The following is a 13,349-nucleotide window of genomic DNA, read 5'->3' on the forward strand; positions in this document are numbered from 1 at the left end:
TCACGCGGGTCCGGCGCCGCCGCTAAGGTCACGCCCATGACGACGCCGGAACCCGCCGACCGAGTGCTTTCCCGCGCTTCCCTCGCCGAGGGCAGCCCGACCCGCTGGTTCGACGAGCTCTACACCGCCGCCGCCCGCGGCGAGGCCGAGGTCCCGTGGACCCGCGGCGCGCCCAACGCCGACCTGGCCGACTGGGTGCCCCCCGGCGACGGCCGCCGGGCCCTGGTGGTGGGCAGCGCCCTGGGCGACGACTCGGAGCTGCTGGCGTCGGCGGGCTGGGCCGTGACCGGCTTCGACGTCGCCCCGTCCGCGGTCGAGGCCGCCCGCGCCCGGTTCCCGCAGTCCACAGTGGAGTACGTGGTCGCGGACCTGCTGAAGCCGCCGGGGGAGTGGCACCACGCGTTCGACCTGGTCGTGGAGATCATCAACATCCAGGCGATGCCCCGCGACTTCCGCGCCGCGGCGATCACCGCCCTGGCCGGTTTCCTCGCCCCGGGCGGCACCATGCTGGTGTCGGAGGTGGCGGAGGAGAACGTGGCCCCGGAACCGGGGCCGCCGTGGCCGTTCAGCCGCGCGGAGATCGAGTCCGTCGCCCAGGACGGCGTGAAGCTGGTGAGCCTGGAAACCATCCGCGACGGGGCCCGCTACTGGGCCGAGTTCACCCGCTGACGAGCCGAGGCGCACGGGCGGCTGGGCCCGGTGGCCCCGCTCAGCACTCCGCGAGGAACCGCGACAGCACCCGGGTCCCGAAGTGCAGGCCCTCCACCGGGACCCGCTCGTCCACGCCGTGCGCCATCGCGCGGTACGGGAACCCCTTCGGCAGCCACAGCGGCGCGAACCCGTAGCAGTCGATCCCCAGCTGCGCGAACGCCTTGGCGTCCGTCCCGCCCCCGAGGCAGTACGGCACCACCACCGCCTCCGGATCCTCCGCCCGCAACGCCGAGGCCATCGAGGAGAACCACGTCGAGTCCACCGGCGCCTGCACCGGTGGCTGGTGCGCCACGAACTCCCGCGTCACGCCCTCGCCGAGCAGCTCGTCCAGCGCGGCGAACAACTCCTCCTCGGTCCCCGGCAGCACCCGCACGTCGACCTGGGCCGTCGCCGTCGAGGGGATCACGTTCACCTTGTAGCCCGCGTCCAGCATCGTCGGGGTCGTGCTGTTGCGGACCGTCGGCACCACCAGCGAACCCGCCGGACCCAACGCCGCCACCGCCGCGTCCACGGAATCCGAAGAGGACAGATCCACCGGGACACCCAGGGCCGCGCCGGTCCGCTCCAGGAACGCCCGCACCGCCGGCGTCAGCGACACCGGCCAGCGGTGCGCCGCGATCCGGTGCAGCGCGCCCACCAGCCGGGTGACGGCGTTCTCGTCGTTCGGCCGCGACCCGTGCCCGGCGCGGCCGCGGGCGGTCAGGCGCAGGTGCGCCGTCCCGCGCTCGGCCGTCCCGACCGGGTACAGGTGCACGTCACGGCCGTCCGCGGCGGGCACGTGGTAGGTGTAGCCACCCGACTCGCTGATCGCCGCCACACAACCCTCGAACAACGAGGGGTGCCGGGCCACCAGCCAGTGCGCGCCCCAGTCGCCGCGGTCCTCCTCGTCGGCGACGAACGCCAGCACCAGCTCCCGCCGCGGCCGCACCCCGCCCGCCAGCGCGGCGAGCACCATCGCGACGAAGTCCTTCATGTCGGTCGCGCCGCGGCCCCACAGGTACCCGTCGCGCACCTCACCGGCGAACGGCGGCACCGACCAGTCCGCGGCGTCCGCCGGGACGACGTCGAGGTGGCCCTGCACCAGCAACGCGGGCAGCGACGGGTCGGTCCCGGGCACGCGGGCGATCACGCTGGCCCGGCCCGGCGCGGCCTCGAGGATCTTCGACGGGATCCCGAGGCCGTCCAGGAACGCGGCGACGTACTCCGCCGCCGGCCGCTCGGGGGAGGCGTCACCCCCGCCGCGGTTGGTCGTGTCGAACCGGATCAGGTCCGCGCACAGCTCGACGACGTCAGCCATAGATGCCCTGCACCGCCCCCGCCGCGATCGCCGTGACGACCTTGAACGCCTTCATCGCTTCGGTCATGTTCACCGCGTCGAACCCGACCCGCCGCGTCCCGATCTGCTCCACCGTCGGGATCACCGCCGTCGCCTGCGCCAGGTGGCTCGCGTCGAACTCCACCTCGATGCGGTGCGCCCCGACCCGGCGCTCCTCGCGCCCGGCCTGCGCCATCGCGTCGCCCGCCGCGCCGGTCAGCAGCTCCGCCGTGCGCGACGGCGGCAGGCAGATCGCCGCGTACCGGCTCACGCACTCCTTCACCTGGACGAGCTCCGCCTCCGGTGCGTAGTCGCGGGCGTCGTCACACGTTTTGTCGTCACCCGAAACGAGCAGGACAGGGACGCCGTACTCCGCGGCCATCGCCGCGTTCAACCGGCCCTCGCTCGCCGGGACGTCGTCCAGCCACACCCCGGTGATCTGGTTCTCCAGGTACGTGTGGGAAAGCACGCCGTCGAACCCCGCGCCGGCGTGGTAGCCGAGGAACACCACACCGTCCACACCGGAATCCACGCCCTGCATCATCGACAGCGGCTTGTGCCGCCCGGTCAGCATCCGCGCCCGCGGGTCGAGCTCCTCCAGCAGCAGGTTCCGCTGCGACGAATGCGCCTCGTTGACCAGCACATCACTCGCCCCGGCTTCGAACAGCCCCGCCAGCACGGCGTTGACGTCGCCGGTGAACAGCCGCCGGAAGCGGTCCCACTGCGGGGAACCGGGCACGACGTCGTCGGTCCAGGTGACGCCGGTGGCGCCCTCCATGTCCGCCGAGATCAGGATCCGCATGCCGGGCACTCTAGCCAGGCCGGCGCCGCGCCGAGCGCGGATCCCCGATCACGCGGCGTCACCAAATCCGATCGATAACGATCGGACACCTGCCGAGGCGGGAACATATTGCGCGGTTGTCCCGATATGTGGTTACTTCTCGTCCTTGGGGAGGCTCACAGCGAACGATGGGGTGGTTTTTGGTGCATTTCCAACGCAGAGTCGGGCGGTTCGGCCGCGTGGGCGCGGTCGTCGCGGCGGCGACCCTGGCGGCGATCCCGCTCGCCGTGCCCGCCCAGGCCCAGCAGGGCAAGGTGCTGCGGGTCGCGCTGACGACCGGCATCGACCACCTCAACCCGTTCACCGCGATCCTCTCGGCCTCCACCCAGATCGGCCGGTTCACCTACGAGTTCCTCACCGTCCCGGACGCGGAGAAGGCCGAAGCCTCGCCCGCGCTCGCCGAGACGTGGACCCCGTCGCCGGACAAGCTCACCTGGACGTTCAAGATCCGCACCGGCGTCAAGTGGAGCGACGGCCGGCCGGTGACCGCCAAGGACGCGGCGTTCACCTTCAACCGCATGCTCACCGACGAGAACGCCCGCACCGCCAACGGCAACTACGTGGGCAACTTCGAGACGGTCACCGCCCCGGACGACACCACCCTCGTCATCAAGACCAAGACCGTGCAGGTCAACATGAACCTGCTCGACGTCCCGATCGTGCCGCAGCACATCTGGGAACCGGTCAAGGACCTCAAGGACCCCAAGACCGACGAACTGGCCATCGCCGGCGTCGCGGACGGCCCGTACCAGGTCACCGAGTACAAGCCGAACGAGTACGTCAAGCTCAAGGCCAACAAGGACTACTGGCGCGGCGCCCCCAAGGTCGACGAACTGCAGCTGCTGCAGTTCAAGGACACCGAGGCCGCGGTCAACGCGCTCAAGCAGGGCGAAGTCGACGTCATCAACCGGCTCAACCCCAACCAGTTCGCCGCGCTGCAGGGCCAGCAGGGCATCACCACCAACGCCGCCCCCGGCCGCCGCTACGACGAGCTGTCGATCAACTTCGGCGTCGCCGACAACGCCAACAACCCCATCGGTGACGGCAACCCGGTGCTCAAGGACTTCGCCGTCCGCAAGGCCATCGCGCAGGCCGTCGACACCAAGACCATCGTGGACAAGGTGCTCAAGGGCCTCGGCCAGGTCGGCGGCGGCGTCGTGCCGCCCATCTACCGCGACTACCACTGGGACCCGAGCGACGCCGAGCGCGTCAAGTTCGACCTCGCCGCCGCCAACACCACCCTCGAGCAGGCCGGTTACAAGAAGGGCGCCGACGGCGTCCGCACCGCCCCCGGCGGCGCCAAGCTGGAACTGCGCCTGACCGGGCACGCCAACCGCAGCTACGACCAGGGCGTCGCCCAGTACGTCGCCGGCTGGCTCAAGGACATCGGCATCACCGTCAAGCAGGACCTCGTCTCCGACGACGAGCTGTCCGACCGCACCGCCACCGGCAAGTACGACCTCGCCATCGGCGGCTACGGCACCAGCCCGGACCCGGACTACGCGCTGTCGCTGCACACCTGCGCCGCGCGGCCCAGCGCCGACGCCAAGGGCGGCAGCACCGACACGTTCTTCTGCGACGCCCAGTACGACGAGCTCTACAAGAAGCAGCTCACCGAGACCGACAACGCGAAGCGCGCGGACTACGTCAAGCAGGCCCAGGCCCGGCTCTACAGCCAGATCCCGACGATCGTGCTCGACTACCAGAACGCGCTCGAGGCCTACCGCTCCGACAAGTTCTCCGGCTTCACCACCCAGCCGCAGCCCCAGGGCGCCATCCTCGAACAGACCGGCTACTGGGGCGTCTACGGCGCCACCCCGGCCGGCACCGAGACCGCGGCCGGCTCCGGCGACAGCGGCACCGTCGTGTGGATCGTCGTCGGCGCCATCGTCGTCGTGATCCTCGTCGGCGGCGGCATCCTGATCGGCCGTCGCGGCAAGTCGGCGGAGGACCGCGAATAACCATGACCGCCCCCGAACAAGCCGCGGTGCTCGTCGACCCCGACGAGCACCGCGGCGGGACCGGCACCGCCCGGTTCGTGCTCAAGAAGGTCCTCGAAGCGATCATCAGCGTGGTGCTGGTGATCGTCCTGTTCTTCTTCCTCTTCCGCATGCTGCCCGGCGACCCCGTCGCGGCCATGACCCGCGACCGCGTCACCAGCCCCCAGCAGATCGCCGAGCTGCGCGAGAAGATGGGCGTCGACAAGCCCGTCTTCGTCCAGTTCGGCCAGTACTTCTGGGACCTGCTGCACGGCGACCTCGGCGAGTCCCGGCTGCTCAACAACGGCCGCCCGGTCGCCGACATGATCGGCGAACGGCTCTGGCCGACCATCCTGCTCGTCGGCAGCGCCACCCTGCTCGCCGTCCTCCTCGGCCTGTGGCTCGGCATCCGCGCCGCCTGGCGCCGCGACAGCTTCTTCGACCGCGCCCAGACCGGGATCGCCCTGACCCTCTGGTCGGTCCCGCAGTTCTGGCTCGGGCTGATGCTGCTCGTGGTCACCGGCGGCCTCTTCCCCAGCCGCGGCATGCACTCCCCGGACGCCGCGCCCGACGTCCTCTCCCAGACGATCGACGTCCTGCACCACCTGGTGCTGCCGTGCCTGACGCTGCTGGCGGTGTTCTACGCCCAGTACATGCTCATCATGCGGTCGTCGCTGCTGGGGGAGATGAACGCCGACTACCTCACCACCGCCCGCGCCAAGGGCCTGCGCGACGACCTCGTGCGCCGCCGCCACGCCGTCCCCAACGCCCTGCTGCCGACCACGACGCTGGTGTTCATGCAGTTCGGCCAGGTCGTCGCCGGCGCGGTCACCGTCGAGGCCGTGTTCAGCTGGCCCGGCCTCGGCCAGCTGACCTACGACGCCCTGCACGGGCCCGACCTGCCGGTGCTGCAGGGCGTGTTCACCGTGCTGGCGAGCGCCGTGGTGCTGATGAACCTGCTCGCGGAGCTGCTCTACCGCGTGCTCGACCCGAGGGTGCGTACCTCATGACCACCGCCGAGACACCCCGGCAGATCGCCTGGCACCGCCGCCGCGCCTCGCTCGCCCGGACCTGGCAGGAGTTCGCCGGACAGCGCGCCGCGCTGATCGGGCTGGTCCTGCTCGGCGCCACCGTCGTCGTCGCCCTGCTCCTGCCCCTGATCAGCGACCAGAGCGGCCTCGACGTCACCAAGGCCACCGGGCAGCCGCTGTCCCCGCCCACCGCCGACTTCTGGCTCGGCACCGACAACTTCGGCCGGTCGGTGCTGCTCATGACGATCTGGGGCAGCCGCGTCTCCCTGCTCGTCGGGTTCTCCGCCGCGCTGCTGTCGGTCGTCATCGGCACCCTCATCGGCATCGCCGCCGCCCACTTCGGCGGCTGGGTGTCGGCGACGCTGCTGCGGTTCACCGACTTCTTCCTGGTCCTGCCCTCGCTGATCCTCGCGATCGCGCTCTCGGCGGTGCTGCCGAAGGGCGTCGGCACGATCATCGTCGCCATCGGCCTCACCGCCTGGCCCAGCACCGCCCGGCTCGTCCGGGCGCAGACGCTGACCATCGAGAGCCGGCCCTACATCGAGCGCGCCCACGCCCTCGGCGGCGGTCACCTGCACGTCATCGGCAAGCACGTCCTCCCCGGCGTCATGCCGCTCGTGCTGGCCAACACCACCCTCGTCGTCGGCAACGCCGTCATCGCCGACGCGACCCTGTCGTTCCTCGGCGTCGGCGACCCCAACTCCGTCACCTGGGGCCTGGTGCTGGAAAACGCGCTCAACAACGGCGCCATCAGCCGCGGCGCCTGGTGGAACGTCCTCCCGCCGGGCATCGCCATCGTCCTCGTCGTCCTCTTCTTCACCCTGGTCGGCCGGGGCCTGGAGACCGTGTTCAACCCGAGGTTGAAGAAGTGACCACCCCGCTGCTGCAGCTCAAGGACCTCAACGTCACCTACCGCGTCGGCGACAACGACGTCCCCGCCGTCCGCGGCGTCGACCTCACCCTCGACCCCGGCGGCACTCTCGGCGTCGCCGGCGAGTCCGGGTCCGGCAAGTCCACCGTCGCGATGAGCGTGCTGCGGCTGCTCCCGCGCACCGCCGAGATCACCGGCGAGATCCTCCTCGACGGCGAAGACGTCACCGCCATGAAGTGGGGACGCCTGCGCACCGTCCGCTGGGCCGAGGCGTCCGTGGTGTTCCAGGGCGCCATGCACGCCCTCAACCCGGTCCGCAAGATCGGCGACCAGATCGCCGAACCCCTCCGGCTCCACCCGCCCGGCGGCAAGGAACCCACCGACGCCGAGGTCGACGCCCGCGTCGCCGAACTGCTCACCCAGGTCGACCTGCCCCCGAGCCGGGCCGGCGCCTACCCCCACGAGCTCTCCGGCGGGCAGAAGCAGCGCGTCATGATCGCCATGGCGCTGGCCTGCTCACCCCGCCTGATCATCGCCGACGAGCCCACCACCGCCCTCGACGTCATCGTCCAGGCCCAGGTCCTCGCGCTGCTGTCCCGGCTGGTCGCCGAGCAGGACATCGGCCTGATCATGATCAGCCACGACCTGTCCGTGCTCGCCGCCACCTGCGAGCGCATCGCGGTGATGTACGACGGGCAGATCGTCGAGGAAGGCCCCAGCGCCGAGGTCATGGGCGCGCCGAAGCACGAGCACACCCGCGCCCTCGCCGCCGCGTTCCCCACCGTCGGCGACCCGGTGTCCCGCTTCGCCCCCGCCACCAGCACCCCGCTGCCGCCCGAACCCCCGGACCGGGTGGCGGGCGGCGAGCCGCTGCTGGCCGCGGAGAACCTGCGCGTGTCGTTCCGCGACCGCACCGGCAAGCGCATCGACGCCGTCGCCGGCGTCGACCTCACCGTGTCGCGCGACGAGATCGTCGCACTGGTCGGCCAGTCCGGCTCCGGCAAGACCACCCTCGCCCGCACCCTGCTCGGCCTGCAGAAACCCGACTCCGGCGTGGTCCGCTACGCCGGGAAACCGGTCCCGGCCGGGGGAGCGGGCCTCAAGGCGTACCGCCGTCAGGTGCAGCTCGTCCTCCAGGACCCGACGAGTGCGCTGAACCCCGCCCACACCGTGTACGAGGCGGTCGCCGAAGGCCCCCGGATCCACAAGCTGGCCGACGAGCGCGCCGTCGTCCACCGGGCGCTGGAGGCCGCGGAACTGCGGCCCGCCGAGAAGTACGCCGACCGGCTCCCGCACCAGCTCTCCGGCGGGCAGCGCCAGCGCGTCGTCATCGCCGGGGCACTGGCGCTCGAACCGTCGATGGTGGTGGCCGACGAGCCGGTGGCGTCGCTCGACGCGTCGGTCCGCGGGGAGATCCTCGGGCTGCTGCTGCGGCTGCGCCGCGAACTCGGCCTCGCCGCCCTGGTGATCACCCACGACCTGGGCCTCGCCTGGAACATCGCCGACCGCGTCGCCGTGATGTACCGCGGCGAACTCGTCGAAACCGGGACCGTCGAACAGGTCCTGCTCGACCCGCGCCACGAATACACGAAGTCCCTGCTGGCCGCCCTGCCCGGCGGCACCGCCCAGCGCCGGACCGTCGGGACCTGACCCCGGCGGCGGCCGTGCCCAGCCGGAAACCCGGCACTGCGGGAACCCCGCGCGAGCGCAGTGTGTAATCTCCGAACGGAAATGGCGACCACCACCGACCCCGCACAGACGCCCTCGGCCGGACTGGCCGGGCTGCTTCTCACGCCCTCGCGGTTCCCGTACCGCACGATCGCGATGGGCACGGTCGGCACGACCCTGCTCATGATCGCCGCGCTCGGCGCCGGCGGCACCCTGATCTCCGACCCGGTGCTCGGCCACGGCCCGCTGTCCTGGGTCCGCTACGGCCACGGGCGCATGCTCGCCAACGCCGTCCTCTACACCGGCTTCGGCCTCGTCGTCTGGGCCTGGGTGCGGCTCGGCCGCTACGTGCTGCTCGGCCGCGTCGGCAGCAGGCCCGTCCTGATCGCCGCCGGCTGCTGGATGGCCCCGCTCATCGTCTCGCCGCCGCTGTTCACCCGCGACGTCTTCTCCTACCTCGGCCAGGGCGCCCAGCTGCTGTACGGCCTCGACCCGTACGCCAACGGCCCCGCCGAGCTCGACGTGCTGCCGAACGTCGTGCAGAACGTCCACCCGCTCTGGCAGACCACCCCCGCCCCGTACGGGCCGCTGTTCCTGCTGATCTCCAAGGGCGTCGTCGCCACCACCGGCGACAACATGATCCTCGGCGTCATCCTCATGCGCGTCGTGCTGCTCGTGGGCCTGGCCGGGACGCTGTGGGCGCTGCCGCGGCTGGTCAAGCACCTCGGCGGCAAGCTCCCGGTCGCGCTGTGGCTCGCCGTGGCCAGCCCGATGATGGTCATCCACCTCTTCGGCGGCCCGCACAACGACCTGATGATGCTCGCGTTCCTCACCATCGGCGTCCTCGCGGCGCTGGAACGCAAGCACGTCGTCGCGGTCGTCCTCGTCACGATCGGCATGCTGATCAAGCCGACCGCGGCGATCGCCCTGCCGTTCCTGGTGTGGATCTGGGCCAACCACCTGACCGGCGAGTCGAAGGTCCGCAACTTCCTGCGCGCCGGCGCGGCCTCGGTGGGCCTGTTCCTCCCGGTGTTCGTCGCCGGCACCTGGATCTCGCTCGGCTCCCTCAACCTCGGCTGGTGGTCCGGGCTCAAGGCCCCGCAGCTCATCGCGAACTGGCTGAACATCCCCACCGGCATCGGCGAGGTGTTCTACAACCTGGTCCACCTGATCGTCGACGTCCAGGTGTCCCCGTTCGTGACGGTCGCCCGCGCGGCGGGCATGCTGGTGCTGATCGGCTTCGGCATCCGCCAGTGGTGGCTCGGCCGCGGCGGCGGCACCGAAGCCGTCTACCGGGCGGGCATCTCCCTCCTCGCGGTGGCGATCCTCATGCCGCCGACCCTGCCGTGGTACCTGACCTGGGGTTTCGTGCTCCTGTCGGCGTTCAAGTGGCAGCCCCGGCACCTGGCCGTCGTGGTGGCGGTCTCGGTGTTCGTGACGCTGGTGTACTACCCGACGGGGGAGCAGGCCCTCTACGACTGGTGGTTCATCGCCGGGGTGGTGGTGGCGAGCCTGTACTCGGCGGCGTCCCTGCTGCGGCCGGACCCGCTGGGGATCATCGACGCCTGGCGCCGCCCGGAGAAGTTCCTCCGCGACTAGCCAGCCCGCACCGCGTCCAAGAACTGCACGGCGTAGTAGCGCCCAGCGTGCTCCCGCTCCTCATAGGCCATGGCCGGACGATGCCACTCCGGCCCGACGCGGGGTAGCGAATTCAGGCCGACCCGGACCAGCCGCGCCAGGTGTGGACCTGCGTGACCACCACCGCGTGCTCCGGCGGCCGCTGCGCGTACTGCTCGTACTTCGCCACCAGCCACGCCACCGGCGCGGCGCCCGGCGGCTCCACCCGCGCGATCCCGTCCGCGCGCGCCCACCACAGCCGGGACCAGTCCTCGTCGTAGCCGTCGGCCAGGAAGCACACCGCCGGGTTCTCCGCGATGTTGCGCAGCCGCCGCAAGGCCACGGACGACTTCGGCTTGTGGTCCACCGCGAACACCACCGTGTCGCCGCGCACCGCGAACGTCACCGGCACCAGGTGCGGCAGCCCGGCCGCCGACACCGTCGCCAGCCGCGCGACCCTCGCCGCGGCGAACCGGTCACGGGCCTCTTCCGGGGTCATGTCAGCGCCGGGGCGTCGAACGTCAGCGTCCCCAGGTCCGCGTCCAAGGCCACCGGCACGCCCAGCGGCACCGTCGGCGACGACGCCACGTGCCCGAACCCGAACTCCGCCAGCACCGGCACCCCCAGCGGCGCCAGCCGCTCCAGCAGCAGCGCCCGGACGTCGGCCGGGTCCCCGCACGCCGCCCACGAGCCCAGCACGACGCCGCGGACCCCGGCGAACCAGCCGCTGCGCAGCAGCTGCGTCAGCATCCGGTCCAGCCGGTACACGCTCTCCGTCACGTCCTCCAGCAGCACCACCGCGTCTCGCGCCGAACCCTGCTCCGGCGTCCCGATCCCCGCCGCCAGCAGCGACAGGTTGCCGCCGGTCAGCCGCCCGGACGCCCGGCCCGGAACCAGCGGGGCACCGCCCCGGATCACCAGGTTCCGCTCGGGGTCGAACAACGCCCGCCGCAGGTGCTCGACCGCGAAGTCGTCGAACAGCACGCTCGCCGGCATCGGGGAGAACAAACTGGACAGTCCCAAGTGGACATCCACCGCCCGGTGCAACGCCGTCACGTCCGACGACCCGGCCAGCACCTTCGGCCCCGCCTCCCGCAACGCCGCCCAGTCCACCAGGTCCAGCATCCGCTGCACCCCGTAGCCGCCCCGCGCCGCCAGCACGCACCGCACACCCGGATCCAGCCACGCCTCGGTGAACTCCGCCGCCCGCGCGGCGTCCGAACCGGACAGGTACGGCGGCGACCCCGGCGCGGCCCGCACGCACGGCCCGATCCGCACCTCGACGCCCCAGCCGCGCAGCACCGGCACCGCCTTCTCCAGCAGATCCGCCGGCACCGGCCCGGCCGGCGCCACCACCGCGATCGTGTCGCCCGCCCGCAGGCGCGGCGGCCTCACCGCGACAGCTCCAGCCGCGCCACACCCGGCGTCTCGAAGCCCAGCACCTGGCCGTAGAACGACAGCTCCGCCTCCAGCGCCGCCACGATCGTCGCGGCCTGCCGGAACCCGTGCTGCTCCCCGGCGAAGCGCTGGTAGGCGTACGGGATCCCGCGCCCGGCCAGCCCGGCCACGAACCGGTCCGCCTGCTCCGGCGGGCAGATCCGGTCCTCCAGGCCCTGCTGGAACAGCACCGGCCCGGCCAGCGCCCCGGCGTTCGCGAGCGGTGAACGTTCGACGTACCGCTGCCGCGCCTCCGGCAGCGGGCCGATCAGCCCGTCCAGGTACCGCGACTCGAAGTCGTGCGTGTCGCCCTCGGTGCCGGTCCACCCGGCCAGGTCCAGCACGGGGAACATCACCGTGCCCGCCCGGTACGTCTTCGTCGTCGTCAGCGACGCCGCCGCGGTGAACCCCCCGGCGCTGCCGCCGCGGATCGCCAGCCGGTCGCCGTCGGCCAGGCCGGCCGCCACCAGCGCCTCGGCCACCGCGACGCAGTCCGCGACGTCCACCACGCCCCACTGCTCCCGCAGCCGCTCCCGGTAGGCCCGCCCGAAACCCGTCGACCCGCCGTAGTTCACCGCCGCCACGGCGAGGCCGCGGCTGGTGAAGTACGCGATCTCCAGGTCCAGCACCGGGAAGTCCTGCCCGGTCGGGCCGCCGTGGACGTGCACGAGCAGCGGCGGGCGCTCTCCCCCGGGTGCGGCGAACTCCGGGTTCACCGGCAGGTACAGCACCACCGGCACCGTCTCGCCGTCGGCCGTGTTGAACACCCGCTCCTGCGGCACCGGCAGGAACGCCGAGGGCAGCTCCGGCTGCGGCGTCAGGTCCGTCACCGCGCCGTCGGGCGAAACGCGCACGACGGCGGACTCCCGCGCCGGGCCGGCCGCCACGCCGACAACCTCGTCGCCGAGGGCCGCGAACCCGGTGCTCGACCACGCCGTCAGCTCCCCGGCCACCGGCGTCACCGAGCCGTCCGCCTCGTCGAGCACGGCCAGCCGCCCCGACGCCAGCACCGCGTGCCGCCCGCCGCCGAGCGGCACGAACCACCGCGACCCCGTCTTCCACAGCGGCCCGCCCAGCTCCCGCTCCACCGGCGCGAGGTTCACCACCGCCCCGTCCAGGCCGATCCGGTGCAGGTTCCACCAGCCGTCCGGGTCGAGCAGGGCCAGCAGCGCCGACGGCGTCTCCCACTCGACCTGGCACACCGAGACGTCCGTGCCGCCGGCCAGCACCCGGTGCGGCCCGAACGACCCGTCCGAAGCGACGGGCGCGACGCACAGCTCGGTGCCGTCCCACGGCATCAGCGGGTGGTCCCAGCCGAACCACGCCGCGTGCCGCCCGTCCGGCGACAGCTTCGGCACGGTCAGGAACCGGTGGCTCGCGGCGAGGACCCGCTCGCCGCCGCCGTCCACGGCGATCGCGACGAGTTCCCGTTCGACGTCGGTCGGGCGCGGGCCGACACTGCGTTCGCGAACCGCGAACACCTCGCCCGGCCGCCCGGCGCGCAGGTCGCCGTACCGGACTCCCTGGGGCTCTTCCGGGGACGGCGTGAGCGGCACCACGCCGGTTTCGCTCAGCGCGTACACCCGCTGATCGGCCCAGTGCGTGAACACCACGGCACCACCGGCCACCGCCCACGGCCGGCCGCCGTATTCGTGCAGCCGGTTGCGGACGTTCCACGGCGGCGGCAGCACGTCCTCGGTACCCCCCGGCACCGCCCGGACCAGGGCGACCCGGCCCTGCTCACCGGGCCGCGCCTCGGCCCACCACACCTCGTCCCCGACGACGTCGAGCCACTGCGGGCCGCCACCGGCGGCGGCCACTTCGGCGGCGGTGATGGGCGAGGACCAGGTTCCGTACGGGGAGATCCGAGACACCCCCC

At 72.5% G+C, this 13,349-nt stretch carries 11 protein-coding genes; 6 read left to right on the forward strand and 5 right to left on the reverse strand.

From position 1 onward, the window contains the following. Nucleotides 1-36: 36 nt before the first annotated feature. Complete coding sequence (locus tag ACH54P_RS04680) at nucleotides 37-669, forward strand: class I SAM-dependent methyltransferase (RefSeq protein WP_489911082.1); 633 nt, start codon at nucleotides 37-39, stop codon at nucleotides 667-669. Nucleotides 670-709: 40 nt separating this feature from the next. On the opposite strand, the gene ACH54P_RS04685 is transcribed toward ACH54P_RS04680, so the two are convergent. Beyond that, nucleotides 710-2,008 (reverse strand): M20/M25/M40 family metallo-hydrolase, encoded by a 1,299-nt coding sequence (locus ACH54P_RS04685; protein ID WP_489911083.1) that lies wholly within the window; start codon nucleotides 2,006-2,008, stop codon nucleotides 710-712. After that, nucleotides 2,001-2,828, reverse strand: coding sequence for a M55 family metallopeptidase (locus ACH54P_RS04690; protein ID WP_489911084.1), 828 nt, complete (start codon nucleotides 2,826-2,828; stop codon nucleotides 2,001-2,003). The genes ACH54P_RS04685 and ACH54P_RS04690 overlap by 8 nt, the downstream gene beginning before the upstream one ends. Before the next feature lie 167 nt (nucleotides 2,829-2,995). Between ACH54P_RS04690 and ACH54P_RS04695 the strand changes: the two genes are divergently transcribed. The 5 genes from ACH54P_RS04695 (at nucleotide 2,996) to mptB (ending at nucleotide 10,015) form a co-directional block, all read left to right on the forward strand. Beyond that, nucleotides 2,996-4,828: an ABC transporter substrate-binding protein gene (locus ACH54P_RS04695; protein WP_489911085.1), complete on the forward strand. Its 1,833-nt coding sequence runs from the start codon at nucleotides 2,996-2,998 to the stop codon at nucleotides 4,826-4,828. A gap of 2 nt (nucleotides 4,829-4,830) precedes the next feature. Beyond that, the gene (locus ACH54P_RS04700) at nucleotides 4,831-5,856 is read left to right on the forward strand and encodes an ABC transporter permease (protein WP_489911086.1); all 1,026 of its coding nucleotides are present in this window, start codon (nucleotides 4,831-4,833) and stop codon (nucleotides 5,854-5,856) included. Next, complete coding sequence (locus ACH54P_RS04705; protein ID WP_489911087.1) at nucleotides 5,853-6,749, forward strand: ABC transporter permease; 897 nt, start codon at nucleotides 5,853-5,855, stop codon at nucleotides 6,747-6,749. Before ACH54P_RS04700 ends, ACH54P_RS04705 begins: the two co-directional genes overlap by 4 nt. Further along, nucleotides 6,746-8,398, forward strand: coding sequence for a nickel ABC transporter ATP-binding protein NikE (gene nikE / locus ACH54P_RS04710; protein ID WP_489911088.1), 1,653 nt, complete (start codon nucleotides 6,746-6,748; stop codon nucleotides 8,396-8,398). The genes ACH54P_RS04705 and nikE overlap by 4 nt, the downstream gene beginning before the upstream one ends. Nucleotides 8,399-8,479: 81 nt before the next feature. Then, nucleotides 8,480-10,015: a polyprenol phosphomannose-dependent alpha 1,6 mannosyltransferase MptB gene (mptB, locus tag ACH54P_RS04715; protein WP_489911089.1), complete on the forward strand. Its 1,536-nt coding sequence runs from the start codon at nucleotides 8,480-8,482 to the stop codon at nucleotides 10,013-10,015. 112 nt (nucleotides 10,016-10,127) lie between these two features. Here the strand turns inward: mptB and ACH54P_RS04720 are convergent, their stop codons facing one another. The 3 genes from ACH54P_RS04720 to ACH54P_RS04730 are packed head-to-tail and all read right to left on the reverse strand — an operon-like array spanning nucleotide 10,128 to nucleotide 13,344. Continuing rightward, complete coding sequence (locus tag ACH54P_RS04720; RefSeq protein ID WP_489911090.1) at nucleotides 10,128-10,532, reverse strand: TIGR03668 family PPOX class F420-dependent oxidoreductase; 405 nt, start codon at nucleotides 10,530-10,532, stop codon at nucleotides 10,128-10,130. Next, nucleotides 10,529-11,428: a S66 peptidase family protein gene (locus ACH54P_RS04725; protein ID WP_489911091.1), complete on the reverse strand. Its 900-nt coding sequence runs from the start codon at nucleotides 11,426-11,428 to the stop codon at nucleotides 10,529-10,531. Before ACH54P_RS04725 ends, ACH54P_RS04720 begins: the two co-directional genes overlap by 4 nt. Continuing rightward, a complete protein-coding gene (locus tag ACH54P_RS04730) occupies nucleotides 11,425-13,344 on the reverse strand; it encodes an alpha/beta hydrolase family protein (RefSeq protein ID WP_489911092.1) in 1,920 nt (639 codons plus the stop codon). Before ACH54P_RS04730 ends, ACH54P_RS04725 begins: the two co-directional genes overlap by 4 nt. Nucleotides 13,345-13,349 lie beyond the last annotated feature (5 nt).

The sequence above is a fragment of the Amycolatopsis sp. N2S4-7 genome (assembly GCF_058119595.1).

Excerpts from the sequence above, each read along its gene's own strand:
- ACH54P_RS04680 (WP_489911082.1), top strand. The coding sequence starts at position 37 with ATGACGACGCCGGAACCCGCCGACCGAGTGCTTTCCCGCGCTTCCCTC.
- ACH54P_RS04685 (WP_489911083.1), bottom strand. The coding sequence starts at position 2,008 with ATGGCTGACGTCGTCGAGCTGTGCGCGGACCTGATCCGGTTCGACACG.
- ACH54P_RS04690 (WP_489911084.1), bottom strand. The coding sequence starts at position 2,828 with ATGCGGATCCTGATCTCGGCGGACATGGAGGGCGCCACCGGCGTCACC.
- ACH54P_RS04695 (WP_489911085.1), top strand. The coding sequence starts at position 2,996 with ATGGGGTGGTTTTTGGTGCATTTCCAACGCAGAGTCGGGCGGTTCGGC.
- ACH54P_RS04700 (WP_489911086.1), top strand. The coding sequence starts at position 4,831 with ATGACCGCCCCCGAACAAGCCGCGGTGCTCGTCGACCCCGACGAGCAC.
- ACH54P_RS04705 (WP_489911087.1), top strand. The coding sequence starts at position 5,853 with ATGACCACCGCCGAGACACCCCGGCAGATCGCCTGGCACCGCCGCCGC.
- mptB (WP_489911089.1), top strand. The coding sequence starts at position 8,480 with ATGGCGACCACCACCGACCCCGCACAGACGCCCTCGGCCGGACTGGCC.
- ACH54P_RS04720 (WP_489911090.1), bottom strand. The coding sequence starts at position 10,532 with ATGACCCCGGAAGAGGCCCGTGACCGGTTCGCCGCGGCGAGGGTCGCG.